The following is a 20968-nucleotide window of genomic DNA, read 5'->3' on the forward strand; positions in this document are numbered from 1 at the left end:
CAATGAAATCGGGGGCAGGATAGCAAAGCGTTCGCGCATGCGGCAAGAGGGCGCTTTTCCCTTGTCTTTCGGTTTGTTGCGCAAAGGCAATAAGATGTGGTCTGAGGTCGGTACGGTCTGGATTTAAGGCTGGACTACCCGAAAGAACATGATAAAGTCACCAAAGGTGCAAATGCGTCTCGTCAGAAGACCCGGCACCGCTTGAGAGGGAATTGGGGGTGGGGTAAGTGGAATGCTTGTCCTCCTCCCCGCAGTGAACATGCTGATGGGCTTGGCATAATGTTTGACGCCTTTCGGGAAGAGCTTGCTCGTCCCCCCTTGGATTCCAATAGGACATGGCGGCGGGGGAATCCAGGCGCAGGGCGGAAATTCAATCCCAGGGACGATGTGCGGAGCCCGTTGGACAGGACGCGAGAGAATGGCAAAGCGGGAGGACGCGCAGGCCATGCGCATTATGATCGTAGATGACCACGAACTATTCCGGAACGGCTTGCGCTATCAGCTGGCCCATATCGACCCGTCGATGGAAATCGTCGAAGCCGATACGTTCCACGACGCCATCCACCTGGCCGGAAGCGCGCCACGGCTGGACAAGGTGTTCCTTGATGTGATGATCCCGGACATGGACTGGCGCGAGGCGCTGCTGGCGCTGCGTGACCGGCCCGAACCGCCGGACGTGGTGGTGGTGTCCGGTGTGGGCGACGCCCGCATCATCCGCGCCGCCATTGATCACGGGGCCTGTGGCTTTATTCCCAAAAGCCTGAAGGGCGACATCCTGGAAAGCGCCTTGCGCCTGGTCCTGGTGGGCGGGTTCTCGATCGCGCCGCAAGGCGTGACCCCGGCCGTGGGCGGCCTCACCCTGGCAGCCGGTGGACTGGGTGGCGGAGCGGTGGGCGTGGCCGAGGACGTGCCGCTGACCCCCCGTCAGCGCGAGGTCTTGAACCACATCCATGCCGGGCTGTCGAACCGGCAGATCGCGCAGGCCATGACCCTGTCCGAGGCGACCATCAAGATGCACATCGGTCGTCTGTTCAAGGTGCTGGGCGCGCAAAGCCGCACCGACGCCCTGGCGGTGGCCCGGCGCAAGGGTGTGCTGTAAGGCACCGTGACGACTTTTTCCCGTTCCGTCGCGCGGCACGCCGACGGAAGGGGGCATCCCTTGGAGAACGCTCCCGGTTCCGGGCAGGGCTGCGGCCCCACCCGGGCGGGAGCGTTCTCCTTTTTGGCGTCAGGGCTGGATCCTGGCCGGGCGCGAGGCGGGGGTGGCCCTGTCGCAAAGCTGACATTGTCGTACATTTGACAGCCGGGCGGGGATTTTTCCCTTTATTTTCAAGGCCTGGCAAATGGTACGAAGATTGCTTATTCCCGAGCGAGGCGGTGAATCCCCCACGCCAGCCGGGAGGTGTCGATGATCAGCGAGCGTCTTGCAGCCACCGTATTCAACGAACCCGATTGCGCGCACAACCGCGCCAAAAGCCCCACCGAGCGCAAGAAAGGCTGCGCGGCCAAGGGCCCGACCCCGGGCAATGCCGCGGGCGGATGCGCCTTCGATGGCGCCAAGATTGCCTTGCAGCCGGTGATCGACGTGGTTCACCTTGTGCATGGCCCGCTTGCGTGCGAGGGCAACTCGTGGGACACGCGCAATGTCGGGACGTCGGGCCCCCTGATTTATCGCTATGGTTTTACCACCGACCTGTCCGACCTCGACATCATCCAAGGCGGCGAAAAGAAGCTCTACAAGGCGATCAAGGAAGCCATCGCCCGCTACGCCCCACCGGCGGTTTTTGTCTACCAGACCTGCGTGCCCGGCCTGACCGGCGACGATATCGAGGCGGTGTGCCGCGAGGCGACCAAGCGCCTGGGCACCCCGTGCGTGCCGGTGCTGGCCCCGGGCTTCGCCGGCTCCAAGAACCTGGGCAGCCGTCTCGCGGCCGAGGCCCTGCTGGCCCACGTCATTGGCACCCGCGAGCCCGACGACGCCGGCCCCACCGACATCAACATCATTGCCGAATACAATGTGATGGGCGAGTTCGCCCTGGTGGCGCCCTTGTTCAAGCGGCTGGGCATCCGGGTGCGCACCTGCATTACCGGCAACGCCCGCTATCACGATCTGACCACGGCGCACGCGGCGCGGGTTAACATGATCATGTGCTCGCAAGCCATGCTCAATCTGGCCCGGGGCATGCGCGAGCGCTGGGGGATCCCCTATTTCGAGGGCTCGCTGTATGGGGCGGGCGATACCTCGGCGGCGCTGACCACCATGGCGCGGATGCTGGTGGAGCGGGGCGCGCCCGCCGACCTGATCGAGCGCACCGAGGCCCTGGTCGCCGAGGAGGAGGCCCGCGTCCACGCCGTGCTGGCGACCTATCGCCCGCGCCTGGCCGGCAAGCGCGCGCTGCTGTTCACCGGGGGCGTCAAAAGCTGGTCGGTGGTCAACGCCCTTCAGGAATGCGGCATGGACGTGATGGGCACGTCGGTGCGCAAATCGACCGACGACGACAAGACCCGCGCCCGCGAGGCCCTGCAACGCAACCCCGGCACGGGCACCGAGGGCATCTTGTACGAAAAGCTGAGCCAGCCCGACATGGACACGATCTTCCGCGCCGGCGAGGCCGACATCATGCTGTCGGGCGGGCGTTCGCAGTTCGTGGCCTTGAAGTCGCTCACGCCGTGGATGGACATCAACCAGGAACGCCATCACCAGTACGCGGGCTACGACGGCCTGATCAATCTGGTGCGACAGGTGGACCGGTTCATCAACAACCCGGTGTGGGAGCAGGTCCGGGCCCCGGCGCCGTGGGACAAGGTGTCCCGGGTGGAGGCGGTGTCATGAGTGCCCCCCCGGCCGCCTCGGGTCCGGAAGGGGCCACGTCCGTTCGCGCCGCCCGGGGGGGTGGCCTGCCGCGCTCGAACAAGGCCCTGAGTGTCAGCCCGCTCAAGATCAGCGCCCCCCTGGGCGCGGCGCTGGCCTTCCTGGGGGTGGAGCGCTGTTTGCCCTGCCTGCATGGCACCCAGGGCTGCACGGCGTTTGCCCTGGTCTTGCTGGTGCGCCATTTCCGCGAGCCCATCCCCTTGCAAACCACGGCGATGGGCGAGGTCTCGACCATCCTGGGCGGCTTCGACAACGTTGAACAGGCGCTGCTCAACATCCAGAAGCGGGCCCATCCCCGCGTGATTGCCCTGCTGACCACGGCGCTGACCGAAACCCGGGGCGAGGACATGGTGGGCGACGTGGCCGCCATCCGGCGCAAGCACCGCGAACTGGACGACACGGCCGTGGTCCTGACCCGGGTTCCGGATTTCGCCGGCAGCCTGGAAACCGGCTGGACCAAGGCGGTGTGTGCCCTGATCGAGACCCTGGTGCCCGAGGGCGAAGGCCCGCGCGAGGCCGATCACATCGCGGTGTTGCCCGGGGCGCACCTGACCCCGGCCGACATCGAGGAAGTGCGCGCGTTGATCGAGGCCTTCGGGCTCAAGGCCACCATCCTGCCTGACCTGTCGGACTCGCTCGATGGCCACGTGCCCGACGCCTGGAGCCTCACGTCCCTGGGGGGCACGCCGGTGAACGCGATCAAGGGACTGGGGCGCACGCGCGCCGCCCTCGTGATCGGCGAGCACATGCGCCCCGCCGGCGCGCTGCTCGAAGCGCGCACCGGGGTGCCGGCGATTCACCTGGACACGGTGACGGGCCTGCCGGCGACGGATCGCCTGATCGAGGTGCTGACCGAGCTGTCGGGACGCCCCGCGCCAAAAAGCGTGCGCCGGCAGCGCTCACGCCTGCAAGACGCCCTGATGGACGCGCATTTCTTCTTTGGGGGCACGCGCATCGCCCTGGCCGGCGAGCCTGACTTCGTGTGGAGCATGGGGACCTTGCTCACCGGCCTGGGCGCGATCTTGCAAACCGTGGTCGTGCCCGTGGACGCGCCCCATCTCGCGGCCCTGCCTGCCGAGTCGATCCTGGTGGGCGACCTGGAGGACCTGGGGACCCGGGCCAAGGGCTGCGATCTGCTGATTGCCAGCACCAACGGCCAGTGGCCGGCCCGTCACGCGGGCGTGCCGCTGTTTCGGGCCGGGTTCCCGGTCATTGACCGGCTGGGGGTGCCGTTTCGCTGTTCGGTCGGCTACCGGGGCACGCGTGACCTGGTGTTCGCCCTGGGCAACGCCTTGATCGAGTCGTCGGAGGCCCGGCACGCGGCCCACGACCATGCCGAAGGCGAGCCCGATGCCTTGGGGAATGCCGGGGCTTCCGACGCATCCTTGCCCGCGTCGGGCCCGGTGTGCCAGGAGACGAGCGCATGCGGCGCCTGTGCTCCCCCATCCGCTTTTCATCAAACGGAGGATACGGAGCATGGACGCCCCGCCGGCCGCCCGCAGGCTGCGATTGGTTGAAACCGGGATCGTCCGTGGTCCCGTGGCAGGAGGTCATATGAAAGTCGCGCTCGCAACCCATGACATGACGCGTGTTGACGCCCACTTCAACGGCGCGCGCACCTTGGTGTTGTACGATGTGGACCCCGAGGGGTACCGCTTCGTGGAAGCCATTCAATTCGCTGAAACCAGCGCCGAGGACGGCCGCCACTCGCCCGACGGCGAGGACCGGATCAAGGCCAAGGTCGAGGCCCTGGAAGGGGTGGCCTTGCTGTTCGTCAAGGCGATCGGCGGGCCGGCGGCGGCCCGGGTGGTGCAGGCCCGCATTCACCCGATCAAGGTCGCCGACGACGAACCCATTGTCGATGTGCTGGAACGGGTCCGGCGCATGCTGGGCGGCAACCCGCCGCCGTGGCTGCGCAAGATCATGATGGCCCAGACCGGCGACAAGCCGGCCCGGCCCTCGTTCCTCGACGACGAGGACGACGATCTGGCCCCGGTGCCCGAGGAGACCAAGGCATGAGCGACGCTCCCCTGGAGACTCCGTTCGTCCGCCACCTGGTTCGCCAGGTGCGCGCCCAGGATTCCTATGGGGTGTGGGAAGGCAAGCCCGACGAGGAGTTGCTGGCCCCGTTCATCGTGACGCGGGCCCAGCGCCGGGAAATGCCGATCATCGCCGACCCGGATCCGGATCTTCTGGCGCGGGTGGAGCAGTTCTACGCCGCCGTGGGCCTGGCCCTGGAGGAGGCCACCGGTTTGCTGGGGGCCCCCTTGATGAGCCTGAACCACGAGGGCTTCGGGCGGGTGCTGATGACCACCGGGCGCCTGGTGGTGCTGAATCTGTATTTGCGCGACATCAACCGCTTTGGCTTCGAGTCCCTGTCGGTGCTCGCGGACAAGGGGGCGGGTCTGGTCGATGAGGCCCGCGCCATGATCGAGCGCTTTCCCGAGGTCGCCCGCGCCTGAGGCGCGAGCGTTAACCAAGGCCTCCCGCGCCTGCGGGCGCGGGGGACGGCCCTTTTCACGTTTCTTGTGTGCCTCTTGTGTGTGTCTTTGGCCCTTTTGTTCCTGATCGTGTGTGCTTCCTGTTCTCCCCCGTGCTCATACAAAAAAGAACCTTGACCCCTGCTTGAAGGAACCGCTTCCATGCCAGTTACCTTTTCCACCCGGGACGGCTCGCCCTGGGTCCCGTTGTACCTGACCGCCATCAATGATCAGGCCTGCATTGGCTGCGGGCGTTGCTTCAAGGTGTGTGGGCACGATGTTCTTGAGATGAAGGGCATCAACGAGGACGGCGAGCACTGCGATCCCTACGACGATGACGAGGAGATCGTGCGCAAGATCATGACCGTGTCCAACGCGGGCAAGTGCATCGGCTGCGAAGCCTGCGCCAAGGTGTGCGGCACCAACGCCCAGAGCCACGAGGCCGCCGAGGCGTGAGCCCCGGCCAGCCCACCGGGGGGGAGCGGGCGCCGGTCGCCGGCTCCTCCACCCCGAGGCCCGCGTCCGCCGGCTCCTCCACGCCCACGCCGGCGCCCGCCAGCTTCTGGACTCCGGGGCCGGTTCCCGAGGGGGTGGACCCCTTCGATCACCGGGTGTTCGCGTGCCTGGTGCGCGCTGCCCTGGCCGACGCCCCGCGACCGCTGGCCCATGCGCTGGGCCTGGACCCGGCCGCGCTGGCCCGCCTGGGCGCCCGCTATTTTCCCGACGCTCCCCTGGATCCCGGGGCCCCGGACGCCGGCCCCGACGCCCTGGAGGAACCGGATCTGCGCGCCTTGCTGCGGGCCCATCGCACCCGGGGAATCGAGGAAGAGGCATGGCTGGCCGCGATCGTGGCCCGACGCGCCCTCAAGCCCGATCACCTTTGGCAGGATCTGGGCCTGGACCAACGCGCCGACCTGACGCGGTTTCTGGAACGCCATTTCGAATCCCTGGCGACGCGAAACGTCCACAACATGCGCTGGAAGAAATTTTTTTACCGCACCTTGTGCGAGGCCGAAGGCGTGGTGGTGTGCAAATCCCCCACCTGCGCCGAGTGCGTGGACTACGCCGACTGCTTCGGCCCGGAAACCGGGGGGGGATCGCGGGCCTGAGGGGCGATCCCAAGAAGGGAGCAGCCGGAGCGCCACTCCCTTGATCGTTTTCGTCCCATCGCGCGGGCTGGCCGGTTTCAAGTCGGGGCGACGGGGCCCCTAGGGCTTTCTCGGCGCGATGCGTCGTTCGGGATAGCAGTGTCCCCTCTTTTTCCGATGGCACTCAGGCCGCGCGTCGGGCGCACATCGTATCGTGAAGCGCCTGGCGGATTTGTTTGTCGGGGACGATCGTTTCCCCATCCTTTTCAAGGATCAAGGGGACGGCTGTGAATGTGGCCGCGATCTTGGTGATCTTGATGCTTCTAAGAAGCGTTTCGCGCTCCGGCTCGGAGAATCTGTTGTAATCCGTCTTGGCGAGGACGATTTTTTCCAGGTCGCTGATGATGGTGTCGTACACATTCCGAACACGTTCGAGTTCTTCGCAGTACAAATCGCACATTTCGACAATGGAATCGAGAATGGGTGTCCCGTTCTCCATTGCCTCCACGGCTTTTGAAACGGAATTTTTGATTTCATCCGCTTTTTCAAGGCTGGAATTGCCTTTGGAATTCAAAAGGAGGCCTCCAACGGCCAGAAGAGGGCCCGCAACAGCACCTCCCAAAACCGAGGTTCCCAAAGCCATGCCCCCTCCACCCGTGGCGAGTGAACCACCGCCAAGGGCGGCCAAGGCGGCGTTGTGTGCAGCCACACCCGACAAGGCCGAAATGGCGGTGCCCGTGGATGCGGTTCCCAGGGCCAGGGTGCCGGCGTAGGCGGCATAGGCGGTCGCGGCACCCAATCCCGCCGCCACGGTGCTTCCTTTCAGAAGATCCAGTGCGCCTAACGAAAGATCCTTGATCTTTTGCAACTCGTAAACGGTGAACCGAAATTCATCGGCAGCGTAGTGTGCAAAGTCAGGTTTGTTTTTGATCGCTTCGAAGGCATTCGAAAACCGAATGAATCCGGAATGTGTTTCGGCTTTCATTTTTCCGGAGTTTGCGAGGCTGTCTTGGGCTTTGTCCGTTTTTTCATCGAAGGTAGATTTTTTTTGTATAATATAGTTTTTCGGCATCATCCTTTATCTTGTTTGCATCCGATATTTTATTCATTCCATTGATGCCGCTCGCGATACCGGTGATGCCGGCCACCGCTGACACGCCAATCAGAATCAAGGGGAGAGGCATGGATTTTATCCCTTAAAGATGCCTGAGGATGGAGCAGGCCTGTTTGTTGAGGGCGTGATATTCGGATCGCGACATCACCTCCTTGAAATGGATCTCGTACAGGTCGTCGACACGACACTTCAGGGGGCGTTCATCGTAAATTCGGCACAATAAAGTTGAGCGGTCGTAATGGATGCAGCACCCGGTGCCATCGTCGAGGTCGCGATAGAGGGCTGATCGTTCGAGATTCCGACAGCAGGCACCGCAAGCGTCGCAGGGAAAGGATTCAAGCGGCGGTGAGGCGGGATCACCCAGAGGATCAGAAACTGAGTTTGGCATCCGCGATCTGCATGAAAGCGTCCAACTCGGGGACGGTTTTGCAAGGCGCCGCCACGCCCAGCTTTTCCAGAACCCGATCAAGGCGTAGATTCATGTCCAGGTGGTCTTGGTATAAAATATCGGCGCACTGCCGTAGTCTCGTGGTTTCCGTTCGGAGATGTTCAAGGTCAATGCCGCCGATTCGAGCAGCATAGGCTTCATACGCACCGGCAACTTCACGGTAATAATCGGCTTTTTTCTCCATGGATGACTTAAGACTGTTTGCAAAATTAACGATTGATTTGACCAAGTCGGAGTGGTCCAGGTAATAAAGCATTGTTACGCTTAGAATGCCTGTGATCAGGCTCCCCAGGAACGAAGGGAGGATGTCGCCAACAATGGGAATGCTGCTGGTCGCGCTGGAGACCTGTGCTTGAATGGTGGCCCCAAGAACAATGGAAATGCCCGTGGAAATGACTTTGAATACGGCAAGAAGTTTGTCGCCGAGAGGAAGTTTTTCCGGATTAAAAATAAGAATTTTCAGGGCCTCGACGATGGAAGACCATGTTGATCTTATTATCATTCCAGCGCTTTTGGCGGTGACGGTAATTGTGTTGATCAGCGTGCTTGTTATGGAAGAGAGGATTCCAGCAAGAACACCATCCTTGAATGATGTTATAATTTCTTTGAATTTTATCTTTATGGATTCCCATGCTTTTTTTATTGCATTCTTGATTCCATCAAGAAAATACGAAAAATCTTGTTTTTTGGTGATGGCCTCAAAAATTTTTGGAAAGGCTTTGCGGAGCTCAATCCAAAATTCAACAAAAACAACACCAAGAGCTTGCCGAATGCCAAGCCGTATTCCTTGATTTAAAGCCGCAATTCCGGCATGTTCAAAAAATTTTTTGCTGGTATAATATTTCTCAGCCATCTTGCGATCGATGGTCTTTTGGGCCTCGTTTTCGGCTTTAATCAGTTTTTCGTGGTCAACGTTTTCTTTTTGTTCAAGTGTTGTTAGGGTTTTTCTAAGGTAATCCTTTTCGTCAGGTAAAAGATCCGGCTTATCAAGCTGATGGCGTAGTTCATTTATTTTTTCTATTCTTGACTCGCGTTCGGCCTGGAGTCGAGAAATAAATGCTTCAGCGTCGTCCGCCTTTTTGGATCGATTGATTGATGGGTGAGTGGCTACAAGGTTTTCTTCTATATTGGCAAGGTCAGGGCCGTCCATTTCCGCAAGGGTTCTGGCTTTGTCGTCGTGAATTTTTTTAGCGGCGACAACATGATCCAGATCGAAGGAATCGTTTTTTGCAATCTGATTTCCTGAATAAGCGTCTTGTAAATTACCTTTTTCTTTGTCCCCTTTGTATTTTTTATTTGTTTCTATATAATTTTTATGGCTGTGATAATCCGCGCTTTCATAGTTGCCGCGATTTTCATAGCGTTCTTTTTCTTTTGCGTTTTTGTATCCCGCTTGGGGATCGCGAACCGTTTTGATGGTGTCGACATCTCCTCCGCGCTGGTCGTTGAACAGCATGAAGTCCAATCCAAACGACGTAACAAGTGATTTGACCACCACCCGTTCGTATTCATCGACGAGGCAGTTCTTAACGGGAATGGAGGGGGGAGGTGTCGTCGTGGCGGAGGACAGGCTTGCAGAGGCAGACATGGGGGCTGACCTGACTAGGAGCGTTTTTCTCGACTTGAGGGTTTGTGAGTGAGAAAAATCCCTCTGAATCTATTTACACCTAAAAATACGCAAAATTCAAGTGTATCATTTAAAATTTAAGCGATATTTCATGTGAATTGGAGTCGCGCTGATGGGGCAAGGGAAAGCCGTATTCGGCCATGGGGGCTTTTATCCGGTGCGGCCTTCTTCTCGGACAAACAGGCGGATTGGTGTCGTGGGGGCGTGATTATCAATCAAGAGGGCGCCCAAGGGTAATCAAGCCGGATAGATCCGGATGCCGAGTCGCTTGATATGATCGAGCAGGGGCGGAAAGTGTAGCGCGTTCAGGGCCTTGACGTCGAAGCGATAGGGAAGGGGCAGGTCGTCGAGGGCGCTGGCCACCGCTTCGGCCTGCAGCGCGTCAAGCTCGCCCTCCAGCGCCAGATCAACGTCCGATCCTGGCATCGCGGTTCCCTTGGCGCGCGATCCAAAGAGAAGCGCGCCGCTAACCCCTGGCGTCGCGGCCAGAACACCCCGGATCAGGGCCAGTTCCCGGGGGGTGAGGCTTGTGGACGTGCTCATGACGCCAGACGCTCCATCAGCCAAAGATGCAGATCCTCGAACGCGGGCAGGTATCTGTCTTGCACGGCCTGAACCGTGGCGTCGAACGCCTTGGCGTCATAGGTGTGGGACAACAGGTTCCGGTGGGTGATCATGTCGATCCAGACCTGTCCGTCCCCCAGAATCCGGGCCGCGAAGGCTTCCTTGATGACGGCGCGGGGTGTGACCGGCTCGACCGGCCGCCCTTCGTGTTCCAGGTAATCCTTCAGGGTCTTCCAGGCCAGTTCCAAGGTGAAAACGAAACGCTGGACGGTTCCCTCCTTCTCCAGGGCCGACAAGGTGGCAATTCCCTGGTCCACGGGTTCGCGCAACAGCACAAGGGCCCGATCGAAATTTTGAAACCGCTGTTTCCATCGAACATCCTGGGACACGAGGAATGCTCCTTTTCTCCAAGGGGGAAGCCTGCCTGGATCGGGGGCGGTTTCTTCCCTTTCTTCATCACATCCGCCCCTTGCATCCCTTCTTCTTGCCCGGACGAACCGTTGGAGCGCCGTGCGGTAAATCGGATCCGGGCACGGTGCTCCAACTGTTTGTTTCTTACGTTCGATTGATCCGAAAAGCGTTTCTCACTTTTCGGGTCTCGCTCTAAACGTCGCTCGGGGTCGGCAGGGGGCGGCCCAGGCGGCCGGCCAGGTCCTGGATGTATTGCCACGCGGTGCGGCCCGAGCGGCTGCCGCGTGTCACCGCCCATTCCCGGGCCTCGCGCGCGATTTCCTCGGGGTCCGCGTCCAGGCCATAGGCCTTGGCGTAGCCCAGGACCATCGCCAGGTAGGTCGGCTGGTCGATGTTGTGAAAGCCCAGCCACAAGCCGAAGCGATCCGACAGGCTCACCTTTTCCTCGACCGCCTCGCCGGCGTGCAAGGCGGTGGACTGTTCGTTTTCCACCATCTCGCGGGCCAGCAGGTGGCGGCGGTTCGAGGTGGCGTAGAACACCACGTTGGTCGGCCGGCCCTCGATGCCGCCTTCAAGCACCGCCTTCAGCGACTTGTAGCTGGTGTCGTGGCCGTCGAACGACAGGTCGTCGCAAAACAGCACGCACGCCCGCCCGGCTTCCGCCAGAATGTGCAACAGCGTGGGCAGCGACGGAATATCCTCGCGGTGGATTTCCACCAGGGCAAGGCGGGGATGGCCTCCGGCGTCCAGGATCCGGTTGACCTCGGCGTGCACCGCCTTGACCAGCGACGACTTGCCCGTGCCCCGGGCTCCCCACAGCAGGGCATTGTTGGCCGGCAGGCCCCGGGCGAAGCGCAAGGTGTTCTCGCGCAGCGTTTCCACCTGCCGTCCGATGCCGCACAGCAGCTCAAGGGGCACGCGATTGACGTGGGGCACCGGTTCCAGGCGCCGGGCGGCCGCGCTCCAGATGAAGGCATCGGCCGCGAACAGGTCGGGCTGGGGCACGGGGGGCGGGGCCAGGCGGTCCAGGGCGTCGGCCAGACGGGTGAGAACGGCCAGCAGGTCGGGAGCGGGAGACTCGGTCATGGCGGGCTTTCGCGGGCAGGCGGGGACAACGGAACCGGGGATCGCATGGGTGTGCTTTCCCCGTCCCTTGGAGTATCTCCTGGCGTTGGGTGTTTGCAAGCCCGGCCGGGGTCGGTATAGTCCGGACCTCCGGGGGCGGGGCATTCGTCCTTGCGCCCCCCTCGTCCACGCCCACCTCACGAGGCCCCGATGTTCATTTCCCCGGCTTTCGCCGAGTCCGCGACCGATCCCGCCGCTTTGATGAACAGCGTGCAGTCGTTCCTGCCGCTGATTCTTATTTTTGTCATTTTCTATTTCCTGCTCATTCGTCCGCAGCAGCGGCGCATGAAGCAGCACAAGGCCATGCTGGCGGCCATCCGCCGGGGTGACAAGGTGGTCACGACCGGCGGCATCATCGGCACCGTTGCCAAGGTGGTGAGCGAACAGGAGCTCAGCTTGGAAATCGCCGAGAATGTGCGCGTGCGTGTGATGCGCGACATGATTGCGAACGTGCTGTCGCGCTCCGAGCCCGCTCCGGGCGCCGAAAGCAACGACAATCGCGGTGGCGACAAGCCCGAGGGCACCGCCTCGGGCCTCAAGAACCTGCTGACCAAGAAGTAATCGGGGCGGAACGCGGCTCCCGCCTGCCGTCGCTGTTTGCGTCTGGCGGGCGGGCCCCGTGTTCCGGTTCTCCCTGGGTCGGTTTTTTTCCCTATTGTGTCTGAAGCAGGGCGATCATGCTGTCCTTCGGCAAGTGGAAGATGTCGCTGGTTATCCTGGCGGCGATTCTAGGCGTTGTCTTCACCATGCCCAACGCCTTGCGCGACCGGGCCGCGAGCCTGCCTGGCTGGTGGCAGCCGATCACGCTGGGCCTTGACCTGCAAGGCGGCTCATACTTGCTTTTGCAAGTGGAAATAGATGCCTTGCTCGCCGAGCAGCTGGACGGCGTGGTCGAGAGTACCCGCGCGGCCTTGCGCGAGGAGAAAATCGCCTACCTTGATTTGCGCCGCGAGGGCCAGCAGGTCCGGGTGACCATCCCCGATGCCAGCCAGCGCGACGCCGCCTTGCGGGTGTTGCGCAAGGTGGAAACAGGGACCGATATCGAAAGCAGCGCCGAGGGCGTCTTGCGTCTGGCCTTCACGGAAAAGGCCCTGGCGGAAAAGCGCGATCAGGCGGTGGAACAGTCGATCGAGATCATCCGCCGGCGCGTGGACGAAACCGGCACGCGCGAGCCGACCATTCAGCGCCAGGGCACGGCGCGGGTGATCGTCGAGCTGCCCGGCGTTGACAATCCCGAGCACATGAAGGCCCTGATCGGCAAGACCGCCAAGCTGACCTTCCACCTGCTTGATGAAACCGTTTCGGCCGACGACATGGCCCAGGGCCGGGTGCCGCCGGGCTCGCGGGTGCTGCCCAACGCCGAGGCCGATCGTCCCGGCCAGCCCGCCCAGATGGCGGTGCGCAAGAAGGTGGAGGTGGCCGGCGATCGCCTGACCGGCGCCCAGGCCACCTTCCAGAACGGCGAACCCGTGGTCAGTTTCCGCTTCGACACCGTGGGCGGACGCAAGTTCGGTCAGGTGACCTCGGAGAACCAGGGCCATTTCCTGGCCATTGTCCTCGACAACACCGTGATCAGCGCGCCGCGCATCCGCGAGCCCATTTTGGGCGGATCGGGCGTGATCACCGGCACCTTCACCACCCAGCAGGCCCAGGACCTGGCGCTGCTGCTGCGCGCCGGTGCCTTGCCCGCGCCGCTTACCGTGCTGGAGGAACGCACGGTTGGCCCCGGCCTGGGCGCCGACAGCATCGCGGCGGGCGAGCTGGCCAGCGTGGTCGGGGGCATTGCCGTGATCGGGTTCATGATCCTGGCCTACGGTCTGTTCGGGGTGTTCGCCAACCTGGCGCTGGTGGTCAACATTTCCCTGCTGCTTTCGGCCCTGGGGATTCTGGGTGCCACCTTGACCTTGCCCGGCATCGCGGGCATTGCCTTGACCATCGGCATGGCGGTTGACGCGAACGTGCTGATCTTCGAGCGCATCCGCGAGGAATCCCAAGCCGGCCGCTCGCTGATCAACGCCATCGACACCGGTTTTCGCAATGCCTTGTCGGCCATCTTGGACTCCAACATCACCACGGTGTTCGCGGCCGGCCTGCTGTACAGCTTTGGGTCGGGCCCCGTGCGCGGGTTCGCGGTGACCCTGGCGCTCGGCATCTTCACGTCGATGTTCACGGCCATCCTGGTCACTCGTGCCATCATTTTTGCCTGGCTGCGGCTTGCGCGGCCGAAGACCCTTCCCCTTTGAGGTCACGGCCATGCTGCGTCCCATTCGCCTGATTCCCGACAATCTCAACCTTGACTTCATCTCGAAGCGTGTCTGGTTCATTTCCGCCTCGGTGATCTTCCTGACCGGCTGCCTGCTGTCGGTGGCGATCCAGGGGCTGAACTTCGGCATCGACTTCACCGGCGGCATCCTGGTGGAAGCGCGCACGCCCGAACCCGTTGACCTGGGGGCCGTGCGCACGGCCTTGAACAACCAGGTCGCCGGCGACATCGCGCTCACCACCTATGGCACCGACGGGCGCGACCTGATGATCCGCGTCCCCGAGCAACCCGGCGGCGAGGCCGCCAACACCGAGGCGCTGTCGCGCCTGAAGGCGACCCTGGGCGAGGGCGTGGAATACCGCCGCACCGAGCTGGTGGGCCCCAAGGTGGGCGACGAACTGGTGCAGGCCGGCGCGCTGGCCATGGTGTTCGCCATCTTGTCGATTACCGCCTACATCTGGTTTCGCTTTGAATGGCAGTACGCGGTGGGGGGCGTGATCGCCCTGCTGCACGATGTCATCGCCACCGTGGGCCTGTTCTCGATTTTCCAGATCCAGTTCGATCTGACCAGCGTGGCGGCGATCATGACCGTGGCCGGCTACTCCATCAACGACACGGTCGTGATCTTCGACCGCGTGCGCGAGGAGTTGCGCCGCTACAAGAAAATGGAGATGGGCGAGGTTCTGAATCTCGCCATCAACCGCACCATGTCGCGCACCGTGCTGACCGGGGGCACCACCTTGCTGGCCCTGATCTGCCTGTTCGCCCTGGGCGGCGACGTGCTGCGGGGCTTCAGTCTGGCGATCGCCTGGGGCATCGTGGTGGGCACGTACTCGTCGATCTACGTGGCGGTGCCGGCGCTGATCTACTTCCGCTTCGATCGCAGCGGCGAGGGTGACGCCCCGCCCGCGCCGTCGTCCAGCGAACCCGGCAAGGCCGAGGCCGAAACCGGCGCCAGCCTGGCCGCCCGCGCCGCCGCCGCCGAGGCCGCGTTGCTGGAGCAAGGCGACGGGCCGCGCAAGCCCGGCGTGGTCACCGGCAAGGCCCGGTCGCGCGACGCACGGCGCTAGGGCCATGGATCTCACCTTGCAGGCGGCGCCCGGCCGTCAGGTGGTCCAGGCCTATGGGGAGGGCGGCTTTCGGGTCAGTGGCGTGGCCTGGACCGGCTCGCTGCTGGTCTTTCCCGGCGAAACCCTGGCGTGGCCGGGAACGACCCCGACCACCTTGGACGAGGCCGCCCTGGCCCAGGTGCGGGAGCGGGCCTCGCACCTGGACCTGCTGCTTGTTGGCACCGGTCCGAGCCTGGTTTTTCCGCCGGCATCCGTGCGCGCGGCCCTGAAGGACATGGGGCTGGCGATGGAAACCATGGACACCGGCGCCGCCTGCCGGACCTACAACGTGCTGATCCACGAGGATCGCCGCGTCGCGGCCGCGCTTGTCGCGGTGTAGTCCCGGGACGACACAAGGGGAGGCGGGGCGAGACCCGCGCTTCCCCGTCGTTCAGGCCCGGCCCGGCCCGGGCCGTGGAAGTCAGGGCTCGGTGCGCGGCTTGCGCACGATATAGGTATCCATGATCCAGCCGTGCCGGGCGCGGCCCGCCTCGATCTCGGCGTCGATGACCGGCGCCACCTCGGCGACAGGGCCGGCGACCAGCCGTTCGTCGGGCGTGCCCAGGTAGGCGCCCCAATAGACATCGTGCCCCGTTTCGGCGAAGCGGTGGTACGCCGCGCGCGAATCCAGCATCACCACCGCGTTGGTCACGCTCTCCGCCGCCACGTCTTCGAGCAGGCGGCCGGTGGTGATGGTGATGGTTTCGGCGATGCGGTTGAGCCCGATGCGGTGGCGCGCGGTCAGGGCCTGCACGCTGGTGATGCCCGGAATCACCGTGAACTCAAAATCCAGGGTATCGCGGGCCTTGAGCAGCACCAGGGATTCGATCATGCCGTCGTACAGCGACGGATCGCCCCAGACCAGGAAGGCGCCGGTCTGGCCGTCTTCCAGCTCGGTGTCGATCAGGCGCCCGATGACATCAATGCGTTCATCGCGCCACGCCACCACGCCGCCGGCGTAATGGGGGTCTTCGCGGTTGCGCCGCGGGCTGGGGGCGGTGACCACCCGGTGGGGGTGGGAGACGTGGCGCTCCAGGATCTCGCGGCGCACCGCCAGCAGCTCGTCCTTTCCCCGGCCGGCCTTCTCCAGCATGAAAAAGACATCGACCGTGTTCATGGTCTTGACGGCTTCCAGGGTGACCTGGTCCGGGTTGCCGGGACCAATGCCAATCAGGTGGATGGTTTTCATGGGCAAGGCGCCTTGAAAGGGGCCCTGAAGGGCGAGCACGCGCCTTGAAGGGGCCGGGAACGGAAGAACGATAAAGGGGGCGGGGCGCCGGGCCCCGCCGCGAGCGGGGGTTATCGCGCGAGCGCCAGTAGGGCGTCCAGGTCCAGGTGGGCCTCGATGTGATCGGCCAGCGCGTCGAGCGTGGTTTCCACCCGGTGCTCGTAATCCAGGGCGGAGGCGCGCGCGCCGACCTCGTTCAGCCAGTGGGCGCGGAAGGCGTCGGCCCCGAACAGGCCGTGGACATAGGCGCCCATCACCCGACCGTCGGCCGAGCGGGCCCCCTCGTCGCGCACGCGGCCCTGGCCGTCGTCGAGGCAGAGCCAGGGACGCGCCAGACCCGGGCCCTGGGTGCGGCCCATGTGCATTTCATAGCCCGTGACCCGGCATCCGCTCAGGCGGTCGGTCACGTCCATGTCGATCAGGGTTTTCTCGCGTCCGATGGTGGTTTCAACGTCGAGAAGGCCCAGGCCCTCGGTTTCGCCCGGCGGGCCCTCGATGCCATCGGGATCGCGCAGCACCCGGCCCAGCATCTGGAAGCCGGCGCACAAGCCCACCACCCGGCCGCCCCGGCGCACGTGGGCGTGGATGTCGATGTCCCAGCCGTTTTCGCGCAGCACGGCCAGATCGGTGCGCGTGGCCTTCGAGCCCGGCAGGATGACCACGTCGGTATCGGCGGCGATGGGCTGGCCGGGCTGCACCCAGCGCAGTTCGACGCCCGCTTCCGCCGACAGGGGATCCAGGTCATCGAAGTTGGCCACGCGCAGCAGGCGGGGCACCGAAATGACCAGGCCGCGCCCGCCGCCCTCGGCCGGGCGTTCCAGGGCCAGCGAATCCTCGGCCGGCAGGGTCTCGGCCGCGTTGAACCAGCGCAGCATGCCCAGGCACGGCCAGCCGGTATGCTCGGTGATGGTGGTGCAGGCCGGTTCGAAGATCGACCAGTCGCCCCGGAACTTGTTGATCAGATAGCCCACCACGCGGTCGCGGTCGGGCTGGCTGAGCAGGGCGTGGCTGCCCACGATCGCGGCCATGGTGCCGCCCCGGTCGATGTCGGACAGCAAGACCACCGGCAGGTCGGCCGATTCGGCCAGGCGCATGTTGGTGATGTCGGTGCTGCGCAAATAGACCTCGGCGCCGCTGCCCGCGCCTTCGACCAGAACCAGGTCGGCCTCGGTGGTCAGGCGGTGGAAGCTGTCGAGCACGGCGGGCATCAAGGAGCGGCGCATCAGGTGATAATCGCGGGCCGGGCAACTACCCAGGACCTGGCCGCGCAACACGACCTGCGAGCCGACCTCGGTTTGCGGTTTCAGCAAAACCGGGTTCATGTGGATGGAGGGGAGAACGCCGCAGGCACGCGCCTGCAAGGCCTGGGCACGGCCGATCTCGCCCTTGGGCACCGTGCCATCGGGGCCCGGGGGCGCGTCGCTGTCGAGGGCGATGGCGGCGTTGTTGCTCATGTTCTGCGCCTTGAAGGGGCGCACGACCAGGCCGCGACGGGTGTAGGCCCGGCACAGACCGGCCACCACCATGCTTTTGCCCACGTCGGAACTGGTGCCCTGGATCATCAAGGCGCGGGCCCGGCGCGGGCCGGCGGCGGGAAGCCGGGGCAGGTCAAGGGGAAGGGGCGGGACGGACATCGAGGGAACTTTCCAAGGGAAGCGGGCGGCCCGCGCGGGCCATGGGATCAGGGTTTGGTGGCGGCAAAAAGTGTCACGGGCATGGCCGTGCGCCAGCCCAGGAACCCGCCCAGGGGCGCCGCGTGCGCCACCGACAGGCGGGTCAGGCTGCCCCCGACCCGGGCGTGGAGATCGACCAGGAGCGCCTCGGTCTGCAAGGTCACGGCGTTGGCCACCAGCCGGCCGCCGGGGCGCAGGGCCTGCCAGCAGGTTTCGAACACGCCGTCCCCGGTCAGGCCGCCACCGATGAATACCGCGTCGGGCGGGGCGAGGCCGGCCAGGGCCGTGGGCGCGCGGCCTTCCACGATCTCCAGGCCCGGCACGCCCAGGGCCTCGCGGTTGATCGCGATGTGGGCGCGGCGGTCGGCCCGGTCCTCGATGGCGACGGCGCGGCAGGTGGGATGCGCGCGCATCCATTCCACGGCGATCGAGCCGCAGCCGGCCCCCACGTCCCACAGCCGTTCGCGCGGGCGCGGGCCCAGAAGGCCCAGGGTGACGGCGCGCACCGCCTGCTTGGTGATCTGGCCATCGTGGTGGAAAGCCCCGTCGGGCAGGCCGGCGAGGGTGGACCAGCCGGGACCGGCCACACGCCCGGGGCCGCTGTCGGGGGTGACTTCGACCGCAACCAGGTTGAGGTCGGCGCCGGGCGCATGGGCCCAGCCGGCGGCGGGGCCGCTCAAACAGCGCTCGCGCGGGCCGCCCAGGTGCTCCAAAACATGTAGGGTGCTGGACCCGAAGCCCCGCTCGGCGAGCAAGGCGGCCAGACGGGCGGGCGTGGTGGCGTTTTCGCTGAGCACCATCAGGCGCGCCCCCGCCACCAGATGGGGCTGGACCAGGGCGAGCGGACGGCCGTGCACGGTGACGGGCACCACGTCTTGCAGGGCCCAGCCCAGGCGGGCGGCGGCCAGGGAAAGGGAGGAGGGAGCGGGGAAGACGCGCATTTCGTCGGCGGCGAGCAACCGGCCCAGGGTGGCGCCCACGCCATAGTACATGGGATCGCCGCTGGCCAGCAGGCACACCTTTTGCCCGCGCCGTTCCACGACCCGGGCCAGGGCCTCGGTGAAGGGGGTGGTCCAGGCCTCGCGGGTCTGGCCCGCCCGGGGGGGCACCAGGGCCAGATGGCGCTCGCCGCCGATCAGCACCTCGGCGTCGTCCACCGCCGCGCGGGCGGCCTCGCCCAACCCGGCCAGCCCGTCCTCGCCAATGCCCACCACCGTCAACCATGCCGCCATGCGCGTCGTCCCGGCTTTTAAGTCAGTTTCCTTGCGCCGGGGTCATACGGCACCCCCCCGCCCAGGGCAAGGGGGCTGGCGGACAGAGGCAGGGGCTTTCATCAGATGAAGTACATCAGGTCCGGCGGGCCGCCCCGGCGGGCCAGAAGGCCGGTGAGGGTGCAGGAATCCAGGATGTCGGCCATGGCGTCGCGCACTTCCAGCATCAAGGTGCGGATGGCGCAGGCCTGCACGTCGCCACAGTCGTCGCACGGCCGAAAGGCGGTGCGGCTGGCGCAGGGGATGGGGGCCAGCGGGCCGTCGAGGACGCGGATCACGCCGCCGATGTAAATTTCATCGGGGGAGCGGGCCAGGAAGTAGCCGCCACCGCGCCCCTTCTTGCTGCCCACCAGGCCGGCGTTGCGCAGTTCCAGCAAGATGGCATCCAGGAATTTCTTGGAAATGCCTTCGTGCTCGGCGATCTCGGCGATCAGGACCGGGCCCTGGTCGGCGGTGTCGGCCAGGTACATCAGGGCCTTGAGGCCGTATTTTGCTTTGTTGCTGAGCATGATCCGTCTTCGGGCGGCGGTGGGGCTTTTTCTTGGCCGTCCATGAAGGTTATGTCAATGGGTTAAATAGACAAAAGCCCGTGCCTTCCCTGGCCGCCCGGATGTGTGCGCGTGCGGGGGTGGCTTAGGGGTCATCGTGGCAGCCGGGCTTGCGCCGGGGGGGAGGGCCCGGGGGCACGAGGCCCTGTTCCTCGCGCCGGATGGCTTCCAGGCCTTGGCGGAAGGTCGGGTAGAGCAGGCGCAGCCGCAGGTCATCCCACAGGCGTTCGTTCTGAACCCGGCGGTGATCGGCCCAGAAGCTGAGCGCCATGGGGCTGAGGGTGGGGGCCACGCGCTCGAAGGGTTCGTTGGGGAAGGGGGGGCGGCCCATCAGGGCGCAGGCGTAATCCAGAACCTCGGCCGGTTCGGCGGGCTCGTCGTCGCACAGGTTGTAGATCGCGCCGGGGTCGGGATCGTGCATGCTGGCCGCGACCACCAGGCCGATGTCGTCCACGTGAATGCGCGAAAACACGTGCCCCGGCCGCCCGATGCGCCGGGCCGTGCCCGCGCGGATCTGGTCGAACACGCTGCGCCCGGGGCCATAGATGCCGCCCAGGCGCAGCACGTGCACGGGGGCGTCGTGGTCGCGCCACAGGCCGAACCAGGCCTCCTCGGCCGCCACGCGCCAGCGGGTGCGTTCCTGGGTCGGGCGCACGGGGGTGCCTTCGTCCACCCAGCCGCCACCGCTGTCGCCATAAACGCCGGTGGTCGAAAAGTAGCCAATCCAGGAAAGCGGCGCGGTGGCCAGGTCGTGGTCATGCTGGCGCAAGACCGGGTCGCCGTCGGCGTCGGGCGGGATCGAGGAAAGCACGTGGGTCACGCCCGCGAACGCGGCCGGGTCCAGGGGAGTCACGCCGTCGAAGGGGACCATGGCAAGGCCCGGGATCGCGTCTTGCAGTGCTTCGCAGCGGCTGGGGGTGCGCGCGGTGCCCAGAACCCGCCATCCGTCGCGCAGCAGTCCGCGCGCGAGGCGGGTGGCGGCGTAGCCCAGCCCGAAGCACAACAAATACCCTGGCGTGTCGGCCATGATGAGGCTCTCCCTTCCCCGTTTCGCGCCCGTGCCGGATACAAGTCTCCGCTTTCCGGCGCGCTTGTCCTTGCATCCGCGGATCCTTCGGGCAACTCTAGGCAGATGGACCGCCGACGA

Annotated in this window: 21 protein-coding genes; 11 read left to right on the forward strand and 10 right to left on the reverse strand. The window is 64.9% G+C overall.

The features are described from left to right. Positions 1-445: 445 nt before the first annotated feature. The 7 genes from ROR02_RS06105 (at position 446) to ROR02_RS06135 (ending at position 6461) form a co-directional block, all read left to right on the forward strand. Complete coding sequence (locus ROR02_RS06105; protein WP_147163127.1) at positions 446-1099, forward strand: LuxR C-terminal-related transcriptional regulator; 654 nt, start codon at positions 446-448, stop codon at positions 1097-1099. A gap of 309 nt (positions 1100-1408) precedes the next feature. Next, positions 1409-2833, forward strand: coding sequence for a nitrogenase iron-molybdenum cofactor biosynthesis protein NifE (gene nifE / locus ROR02_RS06110; protein WP_147163128.1), 1425 nt, complete (start codon positions 1409-1411; stop codon positions 2831-2833). Beyond that, positions 2830-4389 (forward strand): nitrogenase iron-molybdenum cofactor biosynthesis protein NifN, encoded by a 1560-nt coding sequence (nifN, locus tag ROR02_RS06115; protein ID WP_147163129.1) that lies wholly within the window; start codon positions 2830-2832, stop codon positions 4387-4389. The genes nifE and nifN overlap by 4 nt, the downstream gene beginning before the upstream one ends. A 37-nt stretch (positions 4390-4426) precedes the next feature. Further along, a complete protein-coding gene (gene nifX, locus ROR02_RS06120) occupies positions 4427-4891 on the forward strand; it encodes a nitrogen fixation protein NifX (protein WP_147163130.1) in 465 nt (154 codons plus the stop codon). After that, positions 4888-5334, forward strand: a complete 447-nt coding sequence (locus ROR02_RS06125) for a NifX-associated nitrogen fixation protein (RefSeq protein WP_147163131.1) — start codon at positions 4888-4890, stop codon at positions 5332-5334. Before nifX ends, ROR02_RS06125 begins: the two co-directional genes overlap by 4 nt. A 180-nt stretch (positions 5335-5514) precedes the next feature. Further along, positions 5515-5808: a ferredoxin III, nif-specific gene (gene fdxB / locus ROR02_RS06130; protein ID WP_147163132.1), complete on the forward strand. Its 294-nt coding sequence runs from the start codon at positions 5515-5517 to the stop codon at positions 5806-5808. Next, complete coding sequence (locus ROR02_RS06135) at positions 5805-6461, forward strand: nitrogen fixation protein NifQ (protein ID WP_246135428.1); 657 nt, start codon at positions 5805-5807, stop codon at positions 6459-6461. Before fdxB ends, ROR02_RS06135 begins: the two co-directional genes overlap by 4 nt. A 163-nt stretch (positions 6462-6624) precedes the next feature. Here the strand turns inward: ROR02_RS06135 and ROR02_RS06140 are convergent, their stop codons facing one another. The 5 genes from ROR02_RS06140 to ROR02_RS06165 form a co-directional block, all read right to left on the reverse strand. Further along, complete coding sequence (locus ROR02_RS06140; RefSeq protein ID WP_147163134.1) at positions 6625-7515, reverse strand: hypothetical protein; 891 nt, start codon at positions 7513-7515, stop codon at positions 6625-6627. Positions 7516-7922: 407 nt separating this feature from the next. Then, complete coding sequence (locus tag ROR02_RS06150) at positions 7923-9590, reverse strand: phage tail protein (protein WP_147163136.1); 1668 nt, start codon at positions 9588-9590, stop codon at positions 7923-7925. A 276-nt stretch (positions 9591-9866) separates the two neighbouring features. After that, entirely contained in the window at positions 9867-10172 is a 306-nt protein-coding gene (locus tag ROR02_RS06155; RefSeq protein ID WP_147163137.1) for a nucleotidyltransferase domain-containing protein, read from the reverse strand. Next, positions 10169-10582 carry a nucleotidyltransferase substrate binding protein gene (locus ROR02_RS06160; RefSeq protein ID WP_147163138.1) on the reverse strand — a complete coding sequence of 138 codons (414 nt, stop codon included), beginning with the start codon at positions 10580-10582 and terminating at the stop codon, positions 10169-10171. Before ROR02_RS06160 ends, ROR02_RS06155 begins: the two co-directional genes overlap by 4 nt. Positions 10583-10796: 214 nt before the next feature. Next, complete coding sequence (locus tag ROR02_RS06165) at positions 10797-11690, reverse strand: ATP-binding protein (protein ID WP_147163139.1); 894 nt, start codon at positions 11688-11690, stop codon at positions 10797-10799. Between the two features lie 189 nt (positions 11691-11879). On the opposite strand from ROR02_RS06165, the gene yajC reads away from it, so the two are divergent. The 4 genes from yajC to ROR02_RS06185 all read left to right on the forward strand — a co-directional run bounded on the left by yajC (position 11880) and on the right by ROR02_RS06185 (position 15441). Then, positions 11880-12290 (forward strand): preprotein translocase subunit YajC, encoded by a 411-nt coding sequence (gene yajC, locus ROR02_RS06170; RefSeq protein WP_147163140.1) that lies wholly within the window; start codon positions 11880-11882, stop codon positions 12288-12290. A gap of 116 nt (positions 12291-12406) precedes the next feature. Next, positions 12407-13972: a protein translocase subunit SecD gene (gene secD / locus ROR02_RS06175; protein ID WP_147163141.1), complete on the forward strand. Its 1566-nt coding sequence runs from the start codon at positions 12407-12409 to the stop codon at positions 13970-13972. A 10-nt stretch (positions 13973-13982) separates the two neighbouring features. Beyond that, a complete protein-coding gene (gene secF, locus ROR02_RS06180; RefSeq protein WP_147163142.1) occupies positions 13983-15062 on the forward strand; it encodes a protein translocase subunit SecF in 1080 nt (359 codons plus the stop codon). A gap of 4 nt (positions 15063-15066) precedes the next feature. Then, on the forward strand, positions 15067-15441 hold the full coding sequence (locus ROR02_RS06185) for an Mth938-like domain-containing protein (RefSeq protein ID WP_147163143.1): 375 nt from the start codon (positions 15067-15069) through the stop codon (positions 15439-15441). Between the two features lie 81 nt (positions 15442-15522). On the opposite strand, the gene cobF is transcribed toward ROR02_RS06185, so the two are convergent. The 5 genes from cobF to ROR02_RS06210 all read right to left on the reverse strand — a co-directional run bounded on the left by cobF (position 15523) and on the right by ROR02_RS06210 (position 20848). Continuing rightward, entirely contained in the window at positions 15523-16290 is a 768-nt protein-coding gene (cobF, locus tag ROR02_RS06190) for a precorrin-6A synthase (deacetylating) (RefSeq protein WP_147163144.1), read from the reverse strand. A gap of 110 nt (positions 16291-16400) precedes the next feature. Beyond that, entirely contained in the window at positions 16401-17963 is a 1563-nt protein-coding gene (locus ROR02_RS06195) for a cobyric acid synthase (protein WP_147163145.1), read from the reverse strand. A gap of 47 nt (positions 17964-18010) precedes the next feature. Then, positions 18011-19234: a precorrin-6y C5,15-methyltransferase (decarboxylating) subunit CbiE gene (gene cbiE, locus ROR02_RS06200; protein ID WP_147163146.1), complete on the reverse strand. Its 1224-nt coding sequence runs from the start codon at positions 19232-19234 to the stop codon at positions 18011-18013. A gap of 101 nt (positions 19235-19335) precedes the next feature. After that, a complete protein-coding gene (locus ROR02_RS06205) occupies positions 19336-19782 on the reverse strand; it encodes an RrF2 family transcriptional regulator (RefSeq protein ID WP_147163147.1) in 447 nt (148 codons plus the stop codon). Between the two features lie 124 nt (positions 19783-19906). After that, positions 19907-20848, reverse strand: coding sequence for an SDR family oxidoreductase (locus ROR02_RS06210; protein WP_147163148.1), 942 nt, complete (start codon positions 20846-20848; stop codon positions 19907-19909). Positions 20849-20968: the final 120 nt, after the last annotated feature.

Origin of the sequence: Pararhodospirillum oryzae (genome assembly GCF_007992075.1) — a bacterium.
Classification (GTDB): Bacteria; Pseudomonadota; Alphaproteobacteria; order Rhodospirillales; family Rhodospirillaceae; genus Pararhodospirillum; species Pararhodospirillum oryzae.